Origin of the sequence: Streptomyces sp. LaPpAH-108, from assembly GCF_000373625.1 — a bacterium.
Classification (GTDB): domain Bacteria; phylum Actinomycetota; class Actinomycetes; order Streptomycetales; family Streptomycetaceae; genus Streptomyces.
The window spans coordinates 292,629-310,963 of record NZ_KB891987.1; the positions used below are offsets into that span (position 1 = coordinate 292,629).

An 18,335-nucleotide genomic window follows, 5' to 3' on the forward strand; every position below is an offset into this window, starting at 1 on the left:
CGGCCGGTCCTTAGTCTGACCCTGTCAAGAGCATTGCGGGGCAACGTGAATCAGATGCAGGGTCTGCTCATAGCGGGCCGCTACCGGCTGGCCGATTCCATCGGCAGCGGCGGCATGGGCCGGGTGTGGCGCGCCCACGATGAGGTGCTGCACCGGAAGGTCGCCATCAAGGAGCTGACCGCCGCGCTCTACGTCTCCGACAGCGAGCAGAGCGTCCTGCTGGCCCGTACCCGGGCCGAGGCCCGTGCCGCCGCGCGCATCAACCACTCCGCCGTCGTCACCGTGCACGACGTGCTCGAACACGACGGCCGCCCCTGGATCGTGATGGAGCTGGTCGAGGGCGAGTCGCTGGCCGACGCGGTCAAGGAGCGCGGTCGCATCGAGCCGCGCGAGGCCGCGCGCATCGGCCTGTGGGTGCTGCGGGCGCTGCGCGCCGCGCACGCGGCGGGGGTGCTGCACCGCGACATCAAGCCCGGCAACGTCCTGCTCGGCCGCGACCGCCGGGTGCTGCTCACCGACTTCGGCATCGCCCAGATCGAGGGCGACGCCACCATCACCCGCACCGGAGAGGTCGTCGGCTCGGTCGACTACCTCGCCCCCGAGCGGGTGCGCGGCCACGACCCGGGCCCGGCGTCCGACCTGTGGGCGCTCGGCGCCACGCTGTACACGGCGGTCGAGGGCCGTTCGCCCTTCCGCCGCACCTCGCCGCTCACCACCATGCAGGCGGTCGTCGAGGAGCGCGAGGCGCCCCCGGAGCACGCGGGCCCGCTCGGCCCCGTCATCTCCGCCCTGCTCCAGAAGGAACCGGCACTGCGCCCGAGCGCCGAGGACACGGAGCGGATGCTCGCCGAGGTCGCCGAGGGCCGCGCGCCCCGCCCCGCCTGGGTACCGGCCCAGCAGGGCGGCTCGCCCACCGTGCCCACCGGCCTCCCCGGGGTTCCGGCGGCGTCGAGCACGACGACGGCGGCGGTGGCCGCCCCGGCCCGCACGGGCCTGGTGCGGCGCAGACACCGCAACCGCACGGTCGCGCTCGTCGTCGTCCTCGCGGTCGTGCTCGGCGCGGGCGCGGCCGTCGGCTACCAGAAGTGGGGCGCGTCGAGGCACGAGGCGAGCACGGGGGGCGCCCCTCACGCGCCGGAGCCGACCGGCACGGCCACGCAGGGCACCAAGGGAACCGGGGGCATCCCGGCGGGCTGGGAGCGCTACGACGACCCGCTGGGCTTCAGCCTCTCGCTGCCCAAGGGCTGGAAGCGCAGAGGGGAGGACGTCCAGGGCGACCTCAAGCAGGTCGACTACAGCCCCGACGACGGCGTCCACTTCGTCCGCATCGGCATCGACAGCTCCCCGGACTTCCCCGACGCGTACAGCCACCAGGTGCATCTGGAAGGGAAGTTGCAGGGGCTGGTCGACTACCGGCAGGTGCGGATGGACCGGAACACCTACCGCGACCACCAGGGCTCGGTGTGGGAGTACACCTGGAACGCCCTGGCGAAGGACCCGCCCTATGTCGCGGGCCCGCGGCACGCCATCGAGGAGACGTACATCTCGAGCGGGGACGTGGAATACGCCATCTACCTCTCGACGCCCGAGGCGGACTGGCCGGAGACGAACCGGCGGTTCAAGTGGGTGCTCCAGAGCTGGCAGCCGCACGAGGGCTGATGCCGTAGGGCCTTCCGTCTTGGCCGGTCACCGTCACGGAGGGTGTGCGTCCGGTACGGCATGATGGGGTTCATGGGGACCGAGGGGCACGACTTCCGTGTGGTCGCGGGCCGTTACCGCCTCCGGGCGCGCATCGGACGCGGTGGGATGGGCGTCGTCTGGCGGGCCGAGGACGAGGTGCTGGGCCGGCTGGTGGCGGTCAAGGAGATCGTCCAGGACGACTCCGCGCCGGACGGCGACGACGCCCGGCTGCGGCGCGAGCGGACCTTCCGCGAGGCGCGGGCGGTGGCGCAGCTGCACCATCCGCACATCATCGTCGTGCACGACGTGGTCGAGCAGGACGAACGCCCGTACATCGTCATGGAGTTGATCGACGGCGGCTCGCTCGCCGACCGGATCGCCGCGTCCGGGCCGCTCAGCCCGGAGGAGGCCGCGCGGATCGGCGCCGATCTGCTGAGCGCGCTCAGCACCGCGCACGACGCGGGGGTGCTGCACCGGGACATCAAGCCCGCCAACGTCCTCGTCGAGTCCGGCACCGACCGTGCCGTGCTCACCGACTTCGGCATCGCCCGGGTCGCGGGCGCCACCACGCTCACCGAGACCGGCGCCTTCGTCGGCTCGCCCGAATACACCGCGCCCGAGCGGATGTCGGGGCTGCGCAGCGGCCCGGCGGCCGACCTGTGGTCACTGGGCGCGCTGCTGTGCACGGCGCTCAGCGGCGAGTCGCCGTTCCGCCGGGACTCGCTCGGCGGCATCCTGCACGCCGTCGTCAGCGACGAGATCCGGCCGCCCGCCGAGGCCGAGCCCCTGCTGCCGGTCATCCGGGGCCTCCTTGAGCGCGACCCCGAGCGGCGGCTCGGCGCGGCGGACGCCGAACGCATGCTGCGCGCCTATCTGGAGACGGGCCGCACCCCCGCCCCGCCCGGCACCCCGGCCCGTAGTCCCCGGCTGCTGAACGCGGCCCGCGCCGTCAGATCCGCCGCCCACCCGGACCGCACCGCCGACACCCCGCACCCGCCGACCGAGCACGCCGCGCCCCCGGCCGCCGCTCCCGCCCCCGCCGAGGCCGCACCGGCCTCCCGGTGGCCGAGCCGGGGCGCCCTGGTGGCCGCGCTGCTGGTGGCGGCGGTGGCCGGAGCGGCGGCGTCGGCGGCGGTCCTGCTGGCGCACCAGAGCGGCGGCGAACGCGGCGGTACCCCCGGCACCACAGTGACCCGCCCGCCGACCGGCAGCCCCAGCCCCACGGCCACCCCGAGCACCCCCGTGACACCCACCACCCCGGCCCGTCCCGTCGCGCCCTCCGGCTACCGCACCGCCCGCGACCCGGCCGGGTTCTCCCTCGCCGTGCCCCTGGCCTTCACCCGCGAACGGCAGGGCGAGCGGGTCTTCTACTTCTCCACCGGGGACACCTTCCGGCTCGGTGTGAAGGTCGCCCGGCCCGAGACCGGCGGCCCCGCGGCCGTGCTCGACCGGGCCGCCGCGGACGGCGCCGACACCAACCCCGGCTACCGGGACGGCCGCGTCACCGAGACCACCCGCGCCGGACACCCCGCCGCGCTCTGGGAGTTCACCTGGAACGGCTTCAGCGCCGCCGAGGGCGCCCGGCACACCTACGACCTGTGCTGGGAGGAGGACGGCCGGATGTACGACGTGTGGGTGTCGGCGCCGGTCGGCAAGGTGCGCGAGGCGCGGGAGTACTTCGACGTGGCGGTCGGCACGTTCACGGTGACGGCGCGCTGAGTCCGGGGCTCCGCGGGCTCACGCCGCCCGCGCCGCGTCCCGGTACTTCCCCGGCGTCACCCCGAACTCCCGGCTGAACGCGTGCGAGAGGGCGTACGGGCTGCCGTACCCCGTCGCGCGGGCCACCGTCGCCAGGGGTGCGTCCGAGGCGCGCAGGGCGGTGGCGGCCAGGGTCAGCCGCCACCAGGTGAGGTACGCCATCGGCGGCCTGCCGACCAGCGCGGTGAAGCGGCGGGCCAGGGTCGCGCGGGAGACGCCCGCCTCGGCGGCCAGCCGCTCCATGGTCCAGGGCGCGGCGGGGTCGGAGTGCAGGGCCCGCAGCGCGGCCGTCGTCACCGGGTCGTCCAGCACCGCAGGCCACAGCCCAGGCCCAGCGCCGTCCAGGCAGGCGCGGACCATGTAGACGAGGAGCAGGTCGAGCAGGCTCGGCAGGGCGAGGCCGGAACCGGGACGGCTCGCGTCCAGCTCCCGGGCCAACAGGTCCACGGCGGACCGCAGTTCGGGATGCGCGCCGACCCGGTGGGGGAGGTGCACCACCTGGGGCAGCTCGGCCAGCAGCGGATGCGTACGGCTGCGGTCGAGCCGGTACTTGCCGCACAGCAGCTCCACCTCGGGCCCCGGCCCACCGGTGTCCCGCGCCTCCGCCAGCGGCACCGCGCGCCGCGCCGCGTCCGGCCCCGCCGTACGGTCCGCGAGCACATGCCCCGCGCCGTGCGGGAGCAGCACCACGTCCCCGGTGCCCAGCGTGACGGGCTCGCCGTCGTCCGGCAGCAGACGGCAGCTGCCGCTCAGTACGACATGGAAGCCCGCGCCCTCGTACGACGGCAGCCGCACGCTCCAGCTGCCGCCGACCCGGAGCCGGTTCGACGAGGGGCGGCCCACCCGCACCGCCGCGATCGCGTCACTCACCACGTCCATGGGGGCGAGTCTAGCGAGACAGTCGCTCAGGTGAGACGTTCGCGCATCGAATCGAGTCTTTCGAGCATGGGGAGGATCATTCGTGCTCCCTATCGTGGGAGACATGGCTGATGACATGGCTGAAGAGAGCGCTGAGGGCCGCGTGCCGGGATTCGTGATCGGGGACATCGAGGTGTTCCCTGTCGTCGAGTGGGCGGGCCCGTACGTGCCCCTCGACACCCTCGTGCCGGACCTGCCCCCGCAGGCGTGGCGTCAGGACGAGGACCAGCTCGTCCCGGACCACCTTCAGGGCGGCCGGGCCGTGGTGGCGCTCCAGACCTGGGTGCTGCGCGGCGGCGGCCGTACGGTCCTGGTGGACACCGGCGTCGGCAACGGGCGCGAGCGGCCCGGCAACCAGCTCTTCCACCAGCGCCAGGGTGACTTCCTGGAGCGGCTGGAGCGGGCCGGGGTGCGTCCCGAGGACGTGGACCTCGTCGTCAACACCCACATCCACGGCGACCACGTCGGCTGGAACACCCATGAGGTGGGCGGCGGTTGGGTGCCGACCTTTCCCGACGCCCGCTATCTGATCCCCGGCGCCGACGACCGTCACTTCGGCCCCGAGGGCGGTTACGCGGGCGGGGCGCGCCCCGACGACCGGCTGATGTACGAGGACAGCATCGCGCCCGTGCACCGGTCCGGGCAGGCCGTGTTGTGGGACGGCACCCACCGCATCGACGACCACCTCCTCCTGGAGGCCGCACCCGGCCACACCCCCGGCTCCTCCGTCCTGCGCCTCCGATCCCGGGGCGAGCGCGCGGTGTTCGTCGGCGACCTGCTGCACAGCCCGGTCCAGATCCCGCACCCCGAGTGCGGCAGCCGCTTCTGCCTGGACCCCCGGCAGGCGGAGCTGAGCCGCGAGCGGGTGCTCGAACGAGCCGCCGACGAACGGGAGTTGGTGATTCCGGCGCACTTCGGGGGAAGTGGCGCGGTGCGGGTCGCCAAGAAGGACGGCGCGTTCGTCTTCCGGAACGCCTGACCCTTCGACAAGGGCGGGGTGCGCACGGTACTCATGGGGCATGAGTGGAGACGGTGAACTCGCCCCCGACGGAGGGCTGATCGGCGGGCGGCTGATCGGCGGACGCTACCGGCTCGTCGCCCGTATCGGCTCCGGTCCGACCGGCACCGTCTGGCGCGCGCGGGACGAGCGGGACGGCGGCGAGGTCGCCGTCAAGGAGCCCTCGCTGCCCGGGAGTCCGTCCGACGACGAGGAGAGCGCCCGGATCGCGCACCGGCTCCACCGCGAGGCGCGCGCCGCCGCCCGGGTGCGGCACCCCGGCGCGCTGACGCCCCGCGAGGTGGTCACCGAGGACGGACTGCCCTGGATCGTCATGGAGTTGGTCCGGGGCGAGTCGCTGAGCGAGGTCGTACGGCGCGGTCCGCTGCCGCCCGCCGAGGCCGCCCGGGTCGGGCTCGCCGTGCTCGCCGCGCTGCGGGCCGCGCACGCGGTCGGCATCGTGCACCGGGACATCAAGCCCGCCAACGTGCTCGTCGAGTCCGGCACCGGACGCGTCCTCGTCACCGACTTCGGCATCGGGGACAGGCACGCCGAGGCGGCCCCGGCCGGTTTCGTCGCCCCGGAACACGCCTCGGGGCCCGGCGCGGGCCCCGCCTCCGACCTGTGGTCCCTCGGCGCCCTGCTCGCCCTCGCGGTCGAGGGCGGCGGCCCGGGGCCGCTCGGCCCGCTCCTGGACCGCCTGCGCGCCGCGTCTCCGGCGGCGCGTCCGACGCCGGACGAGGTGGCGGCGGCGCTGGAGGCGTGCCGGGGCGCCGGAGCCGACGGGGCTCCCGGGGCCGCCGGGGCCGCCGGGGCCGCCGGGGCCGCCGGGGCCGCCGGGGCCGTGGTGCCGGAGCAGGCCGCCGGTGCCGTGGTGCAGGACCGTGCCCCCGCCCCCGCCCCGACCGAATCCGCCCCCGCTCTCGTTTCCGACGCGGCCCGCTGATCGGGCCGACAACGCCCTGATCAGCGCGTTTGTCGCCAGTGATCACTGGCGCGATGTGTGCGGCTGGTGAAAGGGCATTACCGACGGGTACACAAAGCGTCCGGCCCGGCATACCCTGCCGCTCATGACGGACTCGCAGGCCCCGGAAACCACCGGTACCAACCCGCTCGCCCCGGCCCCCGAAGGCGTCCGCACCGCCGCCGACGTGGTCACCCCGGAGCTGGTGGCCCAGCTGACCAAGGGCGTGACCGGCTCGGGCCGTACCGCCAACCACACCCCCTTCACCGGCGAGAAGCTGGCCGACCTGCCCGAGTCCACGCCCGAGGACGTGCTCAAGGCGTTCCAGGCGGCCCGCGCGGCCCAGGCCGTCTGGGAGCGGACCCCGGTGCGCGAGCGCGCGGCCGTCCTGCTCCGCTTCCACGATCTGCTCCTGGAGCGCCAGTCGGAAGTGCTCGACCTCGTCCAGCTGGAGACCGGCAAGGCCCGGCTGCACGCGCACGAGGAGGTGCAGGCCGTCGCCGTCGCGGCCCGCCACTACGGCCGCAGGGCACCCGCGTACCTGCGCCCCAAGCGGCACACCGGTGCCGTCCCCGTGCTGACCAAGGTCACCGAACTCCGCCAGCCGCGCGGGGTGGTGGGGCAGATCGCGCCCTGGAACTACCCCCTGGAGCTGTCGGTCGGCGACGCGCTGCCCGCCTTCGTCGCGGGCAACGCGGTCGTGATGAAGCCGGACACCGAGACCTGTCTGACCGCCCTGTGGGCCCGGGACCTGCTCATCGAGGCCGGGCTGCCCGCCGAGGTCTTCCAGGTCGTGCTGGGTGAAGGCCCGGTCGTGGGGCCCGAGTTGGTCAAGCACGCCGACTACGTCTCCTTCACCGGCTCCACCCGCACCGGCCGCGAGGTCGCCCAGGGCGCCGCCGCCCGCCTGGTCGGTGTCTCCCTCGAACTCGGCGGCAAGAACGCCATGTTGGTCCTGGAGGACGCCGACATCGAGAAGGCCGCCGCCGGAGCGGTCCGCGCCTGCTTCTCCTCCGCGGGCCAACTCTGCATCTCCATCGAGCGGTTGTACGTCCACGAGGCCGTCGCCGACGCCTTCCTGGACCGCTTCGCCGCCCGCACCCGCGCCCTGCGCCTCGGCAACTCCCTCGCCTACGGCGCCGACATGGGCTCGCTCGCCGGGGAACGCCAGCTCAAGGCCGTCGAACGCCATGTCCAGGACGCCGTCGCCAAGGGCGCGAAGGTGCTCGCGGGCGGGGTCGCGCGCCCCGACGCCGGGCCGTACTTCTTCGAGCCCACCGTGCTCGACGGGGTCGAGGACACCATGGCCGTCTGCGAGGAGGAGACCTTCGGTCCGGTCGTCTCCGTCTACCGCTTCCGCACCGACGACGAGGCGGTCGAGCGTGCCAACGCCACGCCGTACGGCCTCAACGCCTCGGTGTGGACCGAGAGTGCCCGCCGGGGCCGCGACGTCGCCGCCCGGCTGCGCACCGGCACCGTCAACGTCAACGAGGGGTACGCCCCCGCCTACGGCAGCGCCCAGTCCCCGATGGGCGGCATGAAGGACTCCGGGCTCGGCCGCCGCCACGGCTCCGAGGGCATCCTCAAGTACACCGAGGCCCAGACGGTCGCCCAGCAGCGCCTGCTCCCCATGGCCCCCTCCCTCGGCATGGACGACGCCGCCTACGCCGCCTTCATGAGCCGCAGCCTCAAGCTGATGAAGGCGTTCCGCTTCCGCTGACCCCACCCGCCCCGCCGTACCACCACCGTTCTCGACGAGGAGAGCACGTGTCGCAGGAGAAGACTGTCCAGACCCGGAACGAGGAAGGGCACGACGACGGGGAGGGGCGCGACGACGGTTACGACTACGACGTGCTCGTGGTCGGCTCCGGCTTCGGCGGTTCGGTGACCGCCCTGCGCCTGACCGAGAAGGGCTACCGCGTCGGCGTCCTCGAAGCGGGCCGCCGCTTCACCCGCGACACCCTCCCGAAGAACTCCTGGGACCTGCGCAACTACCTCTGGGCCCCGAGGCTCGGCCTCTACGGCATCCAGCGCATCCATCTGCTCGGCAACGTCATGGTCCTGGCCGGCGCGGGCGTCGGCGGCGGCTCGCTGAACTACGCCAACACCCTCTACGTGCCGCCGAAGGCGTTCTTCGACGACCCCCAGTGGCGCGGCATCACCGACTGGCAGGCGGAGTTGAAGCCGTACTACGACCAGGCGAAACGCATGCTCGGCGTCCGGCTGAACCCGACCGTGACCCCCTCCGACACGCATCTGCGGGCCGCCGCCGCGCGGATGGGCGTGGACGACACCTTCCACATGGCACCGGTCGGCGTGTTCTTCGGCGACGGCGAGGACGCCGACGGCAGCGCGAAGGCACGGCCGGGGGAGAAGGCCGCCGACCCGTACTTCGGCGGCGCGGGCCCCGAGCGGCGGGCCTGTACCGAGTGCGGCGAGTGCATGACCGGCTGCCGTCACGGCGCCAAGAACACCCTCAACGAGAACTATCTGTACCTCGCCGAGAAGGCGGGCGCGGTCGTCCACCCGCTCACCACCGTCGTCTCCGTCACGGACGACTCGCGCGGCGGCTACGCCGTCGCCACCCTGCCCACCGACCGCAAACGCACCGGCGAGGGGCGCCTGTTCACCGCCCGCCGCGTCGTCCTCGCGGCCGGGACCTACGGCACCCAGACCCTGCTGCACCGCATGAAAGCCGGGCGCCAACTGCCGTACCTCTCCCAGCGGTTGGGCGACCTCACCCGCACCAACTCCGAGGCGCTGGTCGGCGCCCAGACCGACGACCGCCGCTACCGCAAGGCGCACGGCGCGGACAAGGTCGACTTCACGCGCGGGGTGGCCATCACGTCCTCCGTCCACCCGGACGACAACACCCACATCGAGCCGGTCCGCTACGGCAAGGGCTCCAACTCGATGGGCGGCCTCACCATCCTCCAGGTGCCCTACGCCGAGGGCTCCTCACGCGTCCTCGGCTGGCTCGCGCACGCGGTCCGGCACCCGGTGCAGCTGGCCCGCTCGGTCTCCAACCGGCGCTGGTCGGAGCGGACCATCATCGGCCTGGTCATGCAGTCCCTGGACAACTCGCTCACCACCTATCTGAAACCCGGCGGCGTCGGCAAGGGCCTGCTCACCGCCCGGCAGGGCCACGGCGCCCCGAACCCGACCCAGATCAAGGCCGCCACCGAGGCCGCCTCCGCGCTCGCCGCCGAGATCAACGGCTTCCCCGGCAGCAACGTGGGCGAGCTGATGGGCACCCCGCTCACCGCGCACTTCCTCGGCGGCTGCCCCATCGGGGACTCCCCGCAGACCGGCGTGATCGACCCGTACCACCGGCTCTACGGCCACCCCGGCATCTCGGTGGTCGACGGCGCCGCCGTCTCCGCGAACCTGGGCGTCAACCCGTCGCTGACGATCACCGCGCAGGCCGAGCGGGCCATGGCGTACTGGCCGAACAAGGGGGAGGCGGACCCGCGCCCGGCGCAGGGGGCGGTCTACGAGCGGCTGGAGCCGGTGGCGCCGCGCAGTCCGGCGGTCCCGGCGGAGGCGTTCGGGGCGCTGAGGCTGCCGCTGCTGAAGGTGCCGACGGTGCCGAAGCGGGACTGAGGCTTTTCTGGAGCGGGACACCAGGGCCGGGTCCGGACATGCCACGAGGGACCTGTGTCCCCCTCCGAACGCAGGTCCCTCGACGCTTACCGTTTTCTTGATCCGGCAGCTGGTTCGATCGGTGAGGGCCCGGAAGGGTTGCGCCGCCGCACGGGTATTTCCCGTGTGGCGTCGGTCACAGCGTGAGAGCGCAGTGCTGTATGTACGGTTTTCCGCCGGACGGCCCCGGGCGTCCCCGGAGCCGACCGTTCTCTTGGGTGACCGGGCTGCTGTCCCCTGCCGTCCGATCACTTTCCTGGAGCGAGGTCCCACGGCGCACGGCACGACCCGTACGCCTCATCGCTCCAGCGAGCCACGCGTGGTTCTGTCGGGCCCGCCCCTGGCTGGCACGGACACCGGGAACAACGAAGCGGCGCGCGCGGCGGTCACGCGCCGTACGGGTGAGAGCGGCACCGAACTCAGATACGGCCCTTGACCCGCGCGGCGCGGGGGCTCGGACGCGGCCCTCGACCCGCGCGGCGCCCGCGCTCAGACGCGGCCCCGGCACAGCTCGAGCAGGGTCATCGCGAGCGCGGTGCCGGGCTTGCCGAGGGCGTCGCGGTAGCGGCCCAGGATCTCCATCTCGCGCGACAGGCTCACCCGGCGCCCGCCGGAGGCGATGCGCGCCTCCTGGATGACGGCGGAGACGGCCATGCGCTCCTGGACGAGGCCGAGGATGCGGTCGTCCAGCGCGTCGATGCACTCACGGGCGTCGGCGATGGTCTCCTCCGCGGTGACGGTGGTCTCTTCGGTGGTGACGGTGGTCATGTTCGGGGCTCCTCCGAGAAGGGGTGCGGCCCGGCGGTGACAGAACCCGGAAAACGACAGGCGCCCCGGGCCTTGTCGGCCCGGGGCGCCTGGTAAGTGCTTGGCGTTGGCTCAAGCAGCACGACCATGGCGACCGGCGGGCCGGTTGCCATAGGTAAAGAAGAAGGTCGTCTGCGTGAACATGCGGTCAGTATGCCACGGCCGCTCCGGGCCCGGTCCCGGTTTCGCCCGGGCCGCCCGGCGCACGGGGAGGGTGCCCCGGCCCGCCCCGTTAGAATCGGTCATACAGACCCCCGCCCCACCGCCGGAAGGCACCCCGTGTCATCAGCGACCCAGTCTGCCGCCGCCCCCGACACCGTCCTGGTCGTCGACTTCGGCGCGCAGTACGCCCAGCTCATCGCCCGTCGCGTCCGCGAGGCGCGGGTCTACAGCGAGATCGTGCCCAGCACCATGCCGGTCGCCGAGATGCTCGCCAAGAACCCCGCGGCGATCATCCTCTCCGGAGGCCCCTCCTCGGTCTACGAGGAGAACGCCCCGCAGCTCGACCGCGCCCTGTTCGAGGCCGGTGTCCCGGTCTTCGGCATGTGCTACGGCTTCCAGCTGATGGCGCAGACCCTCGGCGGCACCGTCGACAACACCGGCGCCCGCGAGTACGGCCGTACCGACCTGCACGTCTCCAAGTCCGGCTCCACCCTCTTCGAGGGCACCCCGGACGAGCAGCACGTGTGGATGTCGCACGGCGACGCCTGCTCCGCCGCCCCGGAGGGCTTCTCCGTCACCGCCTCCACCGACGTGGTCCCGGTCGCCGCCTTCGAGAACGACGAGAAGCGGCTCTACGGCGTCCAGTACCACCCCGAGGTCATGCACTCCACGCACGGCCAGCAGGTCCTGGAGCACTTCCTGTACCGGGGCGCGGGCCTGACCCCGTCCTGGACCACGGGCAACGTGATCGAGGAGCAGGTCGCCGCGATCCGCGAGCAGGTCGGCGACAAGCGCGCCATCTGCGGTCTGTCCGGCGGCGTGGACTCCGCCGTCGCCGCCGCCCTCGTCCAGAAGGCCATCGGCTCCCAGCTGACCTGCGTCTACGTCGACCACGGCCTGATGCGCAAGGGCGAGACCGAGCAGGTCGAGAAGGACTTCGTCGCGGCCACCGGCGTCCAGCTGAAGGTCGTCGACGCCGAGGAGCGCTTCCTGAAGGCGCTGGCCGGGGTCTCCGACCCCGAGGAGAAGCGGAAGATCATCGGGCGCGAGTTCATCCGCGTCTTCGAGCAGGCCCAGGCCGAGATCATCGCCGACGCGGGCCCGGCCGTGGAGTTCCTGGTCCAGGGCACCCTCTACCCGGACGTGGTCGAGTCCGGCGGCGGCACCGGCACCGCCAACATCAAGTCGCACCACAACGTCGGCGGCCTCCCCGAGGACCTCGAGTTCCAGCTCATCGAGCCGCTGCGCAAGCTGTTCAAGGACGAGGTCCGCATGGTCGGCCAGGAGCTGGGCCTGCCGGAGGAGATCGTCCAGCGCCAGCCCTTCCCCGGCCCCGGCCTCGGCATCCGCATCGTCGGCGAGGTCACCAAGGAGCGCCTGGACCTGCTGCGCGAGGCCGACGCCATCGCCCGCGAGGAGCTGACCGCGGCCGGTCTGGACCGCGAGATCTGGCAGTGCCCGGTCGTGCTGCTCGCGGACGTCCGCTCGGTCGGCGTCCAGGGCGACGGCCGCACCTACGGCCACCCGATCGTGCTGCGCCCGGTCTCCTCCGAGGACGCCATGACCGCCGACTGGTCGCGGCTGCCGTACGACGTGCTGGCGAAGATCTCCACCCGGATCACCAACGAGGTCCGCGACGTCAACCGTGTCGTCGTCGACGTGACCTCCAAGCCGCCGGGCACCATCGAGTGGGAGTGACCCCGGCGCGGGTCCTCTGACCAGCTCCACCGGAGGTGGAACGGCTCCGGCCGTTCCACCTCTTTTGGTACGCGCCGCACGACGGTACGTTCCGGTCCGTAAAGCACCCCAGCGCTGGAGGACCCATGCAGCGGCCCACCCCTCCCTCGCCCATGCCCACCGACCGGCTGCGGTTCGCGATGCCGCCCATGCACGAGTCGGTCGAGGACGAACGCCGCCACCGCAAGGAACGGCTCGCGGGCGCCCTGCGGCTCTTCGGGCGGGCGGGCTTCGAGGACGGGGTGTCCGGGCACATCACCGCGCGCGATCCCGAATACAGCGACTGCTTCTGGGTCAACCCGTTCGGGATGCCCTTCAAGCACGTCACGGTGAGCGACCTCGTCCTGGCGAACCAGGACGGCCAGGTCGTCGAGGGCCGCTACCACGTGAACCAGGCCGCCTTCACCGTCCACGCCCAGGTGCACGCCGCCCGGCCCGACGTGGTCGCCGTCGCCCACTGCCACTCCGTGCACGGCCGCGCCCTCGCCGCCCTCGGCGACGTCCTCGACCCCCTCACCCAGGAGAGCTGCGCCTTCTACGAGGACATCGCGCTCTACGACGCCTACACCGGTGTCACCGTCGACGCCGAGGAGGGCCGCCGGATAGCGACCGCGCTCGGCTCCCGCAAGGCGCTGGTCCTGCGCAACCACGGGCTGCTCACCGTCGGGGACTCCGTCGACGCCGCCGCCTGGTGGTTCATGTCCCTGGAGCGCTCCTGCCAGGTCCAGCTCACCGCCCGCGCGGCCGGACGCCCCGTCCTCATCGACCACCGGCAGGCCGTCGCCACCCGGGAACAGCTCGGCGGCGACCTGGTGGCCTGGATCAACTACCAGCCGCTGTGGCAGGACATCAGCCGGAGCGAGCCGGATCTGCTGAGCTGAGGGGGGTCGTGCGGCGGCGTGCGGGGGCGTGCGGGGGCGTGCGACGTCAACACGGCGACACGCGCTTCACCCGCCACGACCCGGACCGGCTGCGACCGGTGGCCCGAGGTAGGGCACAATTCGCTTTGATCACAGGGGAGTTGTGTTGGGGCCGAAGTGCGCGCTGTGGGCGACTTCGGCCGGGTCCAGACGCGCGGGGAAGGCGGTCGGGGGTTGTGGCGGTACAGGAGGCGAGACGGGGCGCGTCGGTGGACGCCGACGGCGCCCACACGGGCGGCTGCACGTGCGGCGACTGCCCGCATGGCGCGCGCGAGGGACACCGGCGCGCGGTCGCCGCGTTCCTGCGCCGCCGTGACGAGTTCGCGGCCGGTCACGGCCTGCCCCAGGCGGTGGCCCACTCGGCCTCGGCGTCCCGGCAGTGGGTGTCCGCCGAGCTGACCCAGCGCGCGGAGACCATCGCCGAGCGCGGCCGGGCGGAGGGCGAGGCATGGCTGGCCGGGCTGTGGACGCGGACCGTGTGCGTGGCGTGGAGCGCGGTCGTCGCCCTGCTCCTCGCACAGGCGCTCACCGCGGTGGGCGCGGGCTGGAGCGACGCCCGCACCGCGGGTCTGCTCGCCGCCGTGGTCGTCGCGGGCGCGCTGACCACCGCCTCCTGGTTCCACCGGAGGCGCGGTGGGGTGCTCGCCCCGGTGATCGGCGAGGACAACCGCATGTCCACCTCCCGTACCGTCGCCGCCTCCTGGGTGCTCTTCGTCGCCTACGCCGTCCTGCTGCTTGCCGGGCGGCTGGCCGCTGCCTCCGACCCCGCCGAGCGCGACGCCCTGATCGACGGCCTCGACCTCGCGCGCGGCGCGGGGGTGGTGACGGTGCTCGCCGTGGTCTGCGCCATCGCCGTCCTGGTCCGCCGGGTCGTCGGACTGCGCGTCCTCGGCCAGCGGCTCCAGAAGGTCTCCGCGCACCGGCCGCGCGCCGCCGACCTGCTGACCGACGACGCGGGACGGGGTGCCTTCGCCGACATCCAGTACGTCGTCATCAGCGCCGTCGCCCTCCTCTTCGCCGCCGTCCGCCTTGGCCGCCGTCCCGACCAGCTGCCCGATCTGCCCTGGGGCCTCGCGGTCGTGGTGCTGATCTCCGCCGCCACCTACCTCGCGGGCAAGTACGCCGAGGGCGGGCGCCCCGTCGTCCTCTCCGTCGTCCGTGCCCGTGAGCCCGGTGACCTGGACGGCCCGATCCGCACCGGGGACGACATCGAGATCCGCGGCAGCGGCTTCGTCCCGCCCGGCGCCCAGGGCGCCGACCGGCTCGCCCGTCTGGTCGTGCGCATCGGTGTGGTCGATGTCCACGTCCCGCTGATCCCGGTCCCCGGTGGTTTCCGCAACCCGACGGACAGCGTCCTCACCGTCCCCGTACCGGCCGAGGTGGAGCCCGGCCCGGTGGAGGTGCAGGTGGTGACGGCGGCTGGGGTGGGGACGAACCGGTACCTGGTCGAGATCGCCGACTGAGCGGGCCTCCGCCGCCCGCCGGTCTTTGGGTCGCCCGTGCGGTGTGCCGGTGCCCCCGAAAACCGGAAAAACCGCCGGGGGAGGATTGAACCGGCCCCGTTCGTCATACGTATCGTCCTGTTGAGGGGTCCGGCACGGCGAGCGAGAGGCGGCTGGCAGTGATGACTCACGGTATGCGTATGGAAACGCACACCTCCCGACTGGACGGCGGCCACACCTGGCGGGAGACCGCCGTCCGCTACTCACTCCTCCCGCTCCGGGTCTTCCTCGGCGTCACCTTTCTCTACGCCGGGCTGGACAAGCTCACCGACAGCGCCTTCCTGAAGTCCGGCGGCGCGGGCTCCATCGGGGACACGATGCGCTCGGCCCGCGACTCCGCCGCCGTCCCCGCCCTCATCGACCTGGCCCTGCACAACCCCGTCGGCTTCGGCTACGCCATCGCCTTCGGTGAACTGGCCGTCGGCATCGGCATCCTCCTCGGCCTTTTCGGCCGCCTGGCCGCCCTCGGCGGCGCCCTCATCTCCCTCAGCCTCTGGCTCACCGTCAGCTGGGCCTCCACCCCGTACTACTACGGCAACGACCTCCCCTACCTGATGGCCTGGCTGCCCCTGATCCTGGCGGGGACGCCGTATCTGTCCCTGGACGCGGTGTGGCACGGGCGGCGGCGCCGGGGGATGGGCGGGTACCGGTAGGGGAGGAAGCGGCACCCCTGCGATCTCGCAGACTTCGCCGAGGCTGAGCGCCCTGGCGGAGTCCGGGGGGCTGACGACCGTCCGACGCCTCAGGGGCCTCGCAGGACCTTCCGCATCTCCGCGATCAACGCTGCCCGAGTCTGGCGGGTGGTTCGCCAGGCAGCGACGTACTCGGGGGAGTCCGACGCGTGGCCGGCGACCACCGCGTCATGAAGGTCGAGCACGGCGAGCGTGGCGCGACCGGCCTTGTCGACGAGCGGCCGTTGCGCCACCAGCTCCAGTTGATGCTGCGCCGCGTAGACCCCGTGTTCGCTGATCGCGACATGCCCTTCACCGACGGCTTCCGGGGAAGGCCCGGCCCGGGCGAACGCGTCCCTCGCCGCCGAAAGGGCCGTGAGGTATGCGGCGAAGGCGGCGCGCAGCGTGTCACGATCCCGCTCCGAGCGGTCTCGCCGCCAGCGGACATGATCGGCGACGAGCGTGGCGAGTACACCGAGCACCGCGCCCACGACTGCCGCCACGAGTGTCGACCACGGCATGCGCCCCCCTGGAGTTCCTGCGCGACGGGTTCTTCTTCCTGGCCGCCGGGTCGTCGGTGGTCGCGGCCTCAGCCGTCTTCCGGCACCCTGCGTCGGCCGCGTATCGCTCGGGTGGCCGCTCCCGTCACGCCCGCCAGGAACAGGGCGCCCGCGGTGATCGGGAGGGCGGTGAACCAGGGGATGTGCCAGAGGTGCTGGGCGTTGCCCAGGTAGAGGGCGGCCGTGGCGGCAAAAGCGAGGCCCGTGATGAGGCGGCCGGGTTGGAACTCACGGTGCGGCATGGATGACCACCACCTGTCCTACGCCTACTTGGAGGCCGATCGTCAGCGTTCCGGTGTTCTTCGCGTTCGTGGTCGGGGCCAACGTCAGCTCCTTGTGCCTGCTCGGCTCCACGTCGATGTCCTTTCCGTTGTCGTAGGGCAACCGGATGTCGCCGACGCCGAGGTCGATCTTGATGGCGGCGGCCGTGTCCGCCGGGACGATCACTCTGAGCCTGCCCGCGCCGACCTGGGCGTGGGTGGTCACCGTATGGCCCTTGGCCGGATGGACGCGGCTCAGGTCGAGGGTGGCGGCGCCGGTGCCGAGGTCGTAGGCGGGGCGGACGTCCGCCACGGTGGCCGGTTGCCAGGTGGTCTGGGTCCACCGGGACGTGATGTCCCGGGGGAGGGCGGCGGCCCCGGCGAGCAGGGCCGCCGTGAGGATGGCCAGGAAGGTCGTGCCCGCTCCGGTGCGCCCGAGGAACGAGCTGAGGGCGATGCCCAGGCCGAACACCGCGAGCGCGCAGGCCAGACCGAGCTGGAGGCTCGTGCCCGGTGTCCGGGTGTGCCAGGTCAGGCCGGTGGCGAGACCGCCCGTCAGCAGGGCCAGGAGGAACACCCAGCCACCGATCCGGCGCGGGCCGCGCGGTCTCGGGGGACGCGGACCGGTGCCGGTGGGGGCGCCCGGGCCGGGGTCCGGCGGGCGCGTGGCGGTGCCGTGCGGCCAGGGGTCGGCCATTCGCACGTCCAGGACCGAGGTCACGTCCCGCTGCCGGGCGTCGCCGGGCCCCCACAGATAGCCGGTGCCGCCGACATGGGTGCCGTCCTTGACGATCGGGTCGCGCCACCAGGAGGGGTAGTACGTCGAGATCGGCGGTGCCTGTGCCTCCGGCGGCGCGTCGGCGGCGGCCTGCGCGGCTATGGGGCTGGAGCGCGGGCGCGCACTCGGGGAGCTGGGGGAGGGGTCGGGGGCCGGGGTGCCCCGGTGCCGGGACCAGTACCCGGCACCGGCGAGCAGCAGGGAGAGGACCACCGCGAAGGTCAGCGCCCCCGCGTTCCGCAGCGTGGTCAGCACCACCCCGCAGCCGACCAGGGCGAACAGCACGGCGGCCAGCGCCTGGCCTTCGACCCGGCCGGTGAGCAGCTTGCGGACCTCGTTCTCCTCCTCGTCGTCCTGCGGGACGAGGAGCCAGGCGAAGCCGTAGAAGATCAGGCCGATGCCGCCGGTCGCGGCCAGCACGGCGAGGGTGATGCGGTAGATCACCGGGTCCATGTCCGTCCGCCGGCCCAGCCCCGCGCACACGCCCGCGATCATCTTGTGTCTGCGGTCGCGCCGGAGGGGGCGGGAGTCCGGGGAGGCGGCAGGCGTCCCGTCCGTACCGGGAGCGCCAGGGCCACTCGGAGTGCCAGGGGTACCGGGGGTGCCGGGACCACCCGACGCGTCGGATGCCCCGGCCGTGCCCGTGGCCCCGGGAGTCCCCGCACCGCCGGTCCCGCCGCCCCCGCCGACTCCGCTCGTCCCGCCGACTCCTCCGCCCGTGTCCGTCGTACCGGTGCCCGAGCCCGGGCGCGGGCCGGAGCCAGGTCCCGGACCCGTCGCTGCGTGCTCGTGATCCGTCATGCGTCCATCGTGACGGTTCGGCCGCCCGACCGGCAGTCGGATCAACCCTGGCCGAACCCTGAAATCGGCCCTGAGACGAAATCGGGGGTATGTTCGAATCGCGGGTTCCGCCGCCGCTCGGGGCGGCCGGACCCGGGTCGGGGGTACCCCGGGCGAAGATCAGGGGAGTCTCGGGGGC

15 protein-coding genes are annotated in these 18,335 nt (G+C 73.4%); 10 read left to right on the plus strand and 5 right to left on the minus strand.

What is annotated here, in order from left to right; translation table 11 throughout:
* Positions 1–54 precede the first annotated feature (54 nt).
* Positions 55–1,659, plus strand: coding sequence for a serine/threonine-protein kinase (locus tag B079_RS0101375; RefSeq protein ID WP_018543967.1), 1,605 nt, complete (start codon positions 55–57; stop codon positions 1,657–1,659).
* A gap of 72 nt (positions 1,660–1,731) precedes the next feature.
* Entirely contained in the window at positions 1,732–3,399 is a 1,668-nt protein-coding gene (locus B079_RS0101380) for a serine/threonine-protein kinase (protein ID WP_026248241.1), read from the plus strand.
* An 18-nt stretch (positions 3,400–3,417) separates the two neighbouring features.
* On the opposite strand, the gene B079_RS0101385 is transcribed toward B079_RS0101380, so the two are convergent.
* Positions 3,418–4,317, minus strand: a complete 900-nt coding sequence (locus B079_RS0101385; protein ID WP_018543969.1) for an AraC family transcriptional regulator — start codon at positions 4,315–4,317, stop codon at positions 3,418–3,420.
* A 103-nt stretch (positions 4,318–4,420) separates the two neighbouring features.
* On the opposite strand from B079_RS0101385, the gene B079_RS0101390 reads away from it, so the two are divergent.
* The 4 genes from B079_RS0101390 (at position 4,421) to B079_RS0101405 (ending at position 9,920) form a co-directional block, all read left to right on the plus strand.
* Entirely contained in the window at positions 4,421–5,335 is a 915-nt protein-coding gene (locus B079_RS0101390; protein ID WP_234016724.1) for an MBL fold metallo-hydrolase, read from the plus strand.
* Between the two features lie 40 nt (positions 5,336–5,375).
* A complete protein-coding gene (locus tag B079_RS34545) occupies positions 5,376–6,299 on the plus strand; it encodes a serine/threonine-protein kinase (protein WP_018543971.1) in 924 nt (307 codons plus the stop codon).
* A 124-nt stretch (positions 6,300–6,423) separates the two neighbouring features.
* Positions 6,424–8,037 (plus strand): succinic semialdehyde dehydrogenase, encoded by a 1,614-nt coding sequence (locus B079_RS0101400; protein ID WP_018543972.1) that lies wholly within the window; start codon positions 6,424–6,426, stop codon positions 8,035–8,037.
* A 47-nt stretch (positions 8,038–8,084) separates the two neighbouring features.
* Positions 8,085–9,920: a GMC family oxidoreductase N-terminal domain-containing protein gene (locus tag B079_RS0101405; RefSeq protein ID WP_018543973.1), complete on the plus strand. Its 1,836-nt coding sequence runs from the start codon at positions 8,085–8,087 to the stop codon at positions 9,918–9,920.
* 528 nt (positions 9,921–10,448) lie between these two features.
* On the opposite strand, the gene B079_RS0101410 is transcribed toward B079_RS0101405, so the two are convergent.
* Positions 10,449–10,727: a chorismate mutase gene (locus tag B079_RS0101410; protein WP_018543974.1), complete on the minus strand. Its 279-nt coding sequence runs from the start codon at positions 10,725–10,727 to the stop codon at positions 10,449–10,451.
* 318 nt (positions 10,728–11,045) lie between these two features.
* On the opposite strand from B079_RS0101410, the gene guaA reads away from it, so the two are divergent.
* The 4 genes from guaA (at position 11,046) to B079_RS0101430 (ending at position 15,740) form a co-directional block, all read left to right on the plus strand.
* Positions 11,046–12,626 (plus strand): glutamine-hydrolyzing GMP synthase, encoded by a 1,581-nt coding sequence (gene guaA, locus B079_RS0101415; RefSeq protein WP_018543975.1) that lies wholly within the window; start codon positions 11,046–11,048, stop codon positions 12,624–12,626.
* A 125-nt stretch (positions 12,627–12,751) separates the two neighbouring features.
* Positions 12,752–13,546 (plus strand): class II aldolase/adducin family protein, encoded by a 795-nt coding sequence (locus tag B079_RS0101420; protein WP_026248243.1) that lies wholly within the window; start codon positions 12,752–12,754, stop codon positions 13,544–13,546.
* 215 nt (positions 13,547–13,761) lie between these two features.
* Positions 13,762–15,048, plus strand: a complete 1,287-nt coding sequence (locus tag B079_RS0101425) for a membrane protein (RefSeq protein WP_026248244.1) — start codon at positions 13,762–13,764, stop codon at positions 15,046–15,048.
* Between the two features lie 161 nt (positions 15,049–15,209).
* A complete protein-coding gene (locus tag B079_RS0101430) occupies positions 15,210–15,740 on the plus strand; it encodes a DoxX family protein (RefSeq protein WP_078495791.1) in 531 nt (176 codons plus the stop codon).
* Positions 15,741–15,829: 89 nt separating this feature from the next.
* On the opposite strand, the gene B079_RS0101435 is transcribed toward B079_RS0101430, so the two are convergent.
* From B079_RS0101435 to B079_RS0101445, 3 genes are all read right to left on the minus strand, one after another.
* Entirely contained in the window at positions 15,830–16,279 is a 450-nt protein-coding gene (locus B079_RS0101435; protein ID WP_018543979.1) for a hypothetical protein, read from the minus strand.
* 68 nt (positions 16,280–16,347) lie between these two features.
* Positions 16,348–16,560, minus strand: a complete 213-nt coding sequence (locus tag B079_RS0101440; RefSeq protein ID WP_018543980.1) for a hypothetical protein — start codon at positions 16,558–16,560, stop codon at positions 16,348–16,350.
* Positions 16,547–18,157 (minus strand): PspC domain-containing protein, encoded by a 1,611-nt coding sequence (locus B079_RS0101445; RefSeq protein ID WP_037801054.1) that lies wholly within the window; start codon positions 18,155–18,157, stop codon positions 16,547–16,549. The genes B079_RS0101440 and B079_RS0101445 overlap by 14 nt, the downstream gene beginning before the upstream one ends.
* Positions 18,158–18,335: the final 178 nt, after the last annotated feature.

Bases quoted from the DNA above. Each gene is read 5' to 3' on its own strand.
- B079_RS0101410 (WP_018543974.1), bottom strand. From the start codon at position 10,727: ATGACCACCGTCACCACCGAAGAGACCACCGTCACCGCGGAGGAGACC.
- B079_RS0101400 (WP_018543972.1), top strand. From the start codon at position 6,424: ATGACGGACTCGCAGGCCCCGGAAACCACCGGTACCAACCCGCTCGCC.
- B079_RS0101445 (WP_037801054.1), bottom strand. From the start codon at position 18,157: ATGACGGATCACGAGCACGCAGCGACGGGTCCGGGACCTGGCTCCGGC.
- B079_RS0101375 (WP_018543967.1), top strand. From the start codon at position 55: ATGCAGGGTCTGCTCATAGCGGGCCGCTACCGGCTGGCCGATTCCATC.
- B079_RS0101435 (WP_018543979.1), bottom strand. From the start codon at position 16,279: ATGCCGTGGTCGACACTCGTGGCGGCAGTCGTGGGCGCGGTGCTCGGT.
- B079_RS0101380 (WP_026248241.1), top strand. From the start codon at position 1,732: ATGGGGACCGAGGGGCACGACTTCCGTGTGGTCGCGGGCCGTTACCGC.
- B079_RS0101385 (WP_018543969.1), bottom strand. From the start codon at position 4,317: ATGGACGTGGTGAGTGACGCGATCGCGGCGGTGCGGGTGGGCCGCCCC.
- B079_RS0101390 (WP_234016724.1), top strand. From the start codon at position 4,421: ATGGCTGATGACATGGCTGAAGAGAGCGCTGAGGGCCGCGTGCCGGGA.
- B079_RS0101430 (WP_078495791.1), top strand. From the start codon at position 15,210: ATGACTCACGGTATGCGTATGGAAACGCACACCTCCCGACTGGACGGC.
- B079_RS34545 (WP_018543971.1), top strand. From the start codon at position 5,376: ATGAGTGGAGACGGTGAACTCGCCCCCGACGGAGGGCTGATCGGCGGG.
- B079_RS0101440 (WP_018543980.1), bottom strand. From the start codon at position 16,560: ATGCCGCACCGTGAGTTCCAACCCGGCCGCCTCATCACGGGCCTCGCT.
- B079_RS0101420 (WP_026248243.1), top strand. From the start codon at position 12,752: ATGCAGCGGCCCACCCCTCCCTCGCCCATGCCCACCGACCGGCTGCGG.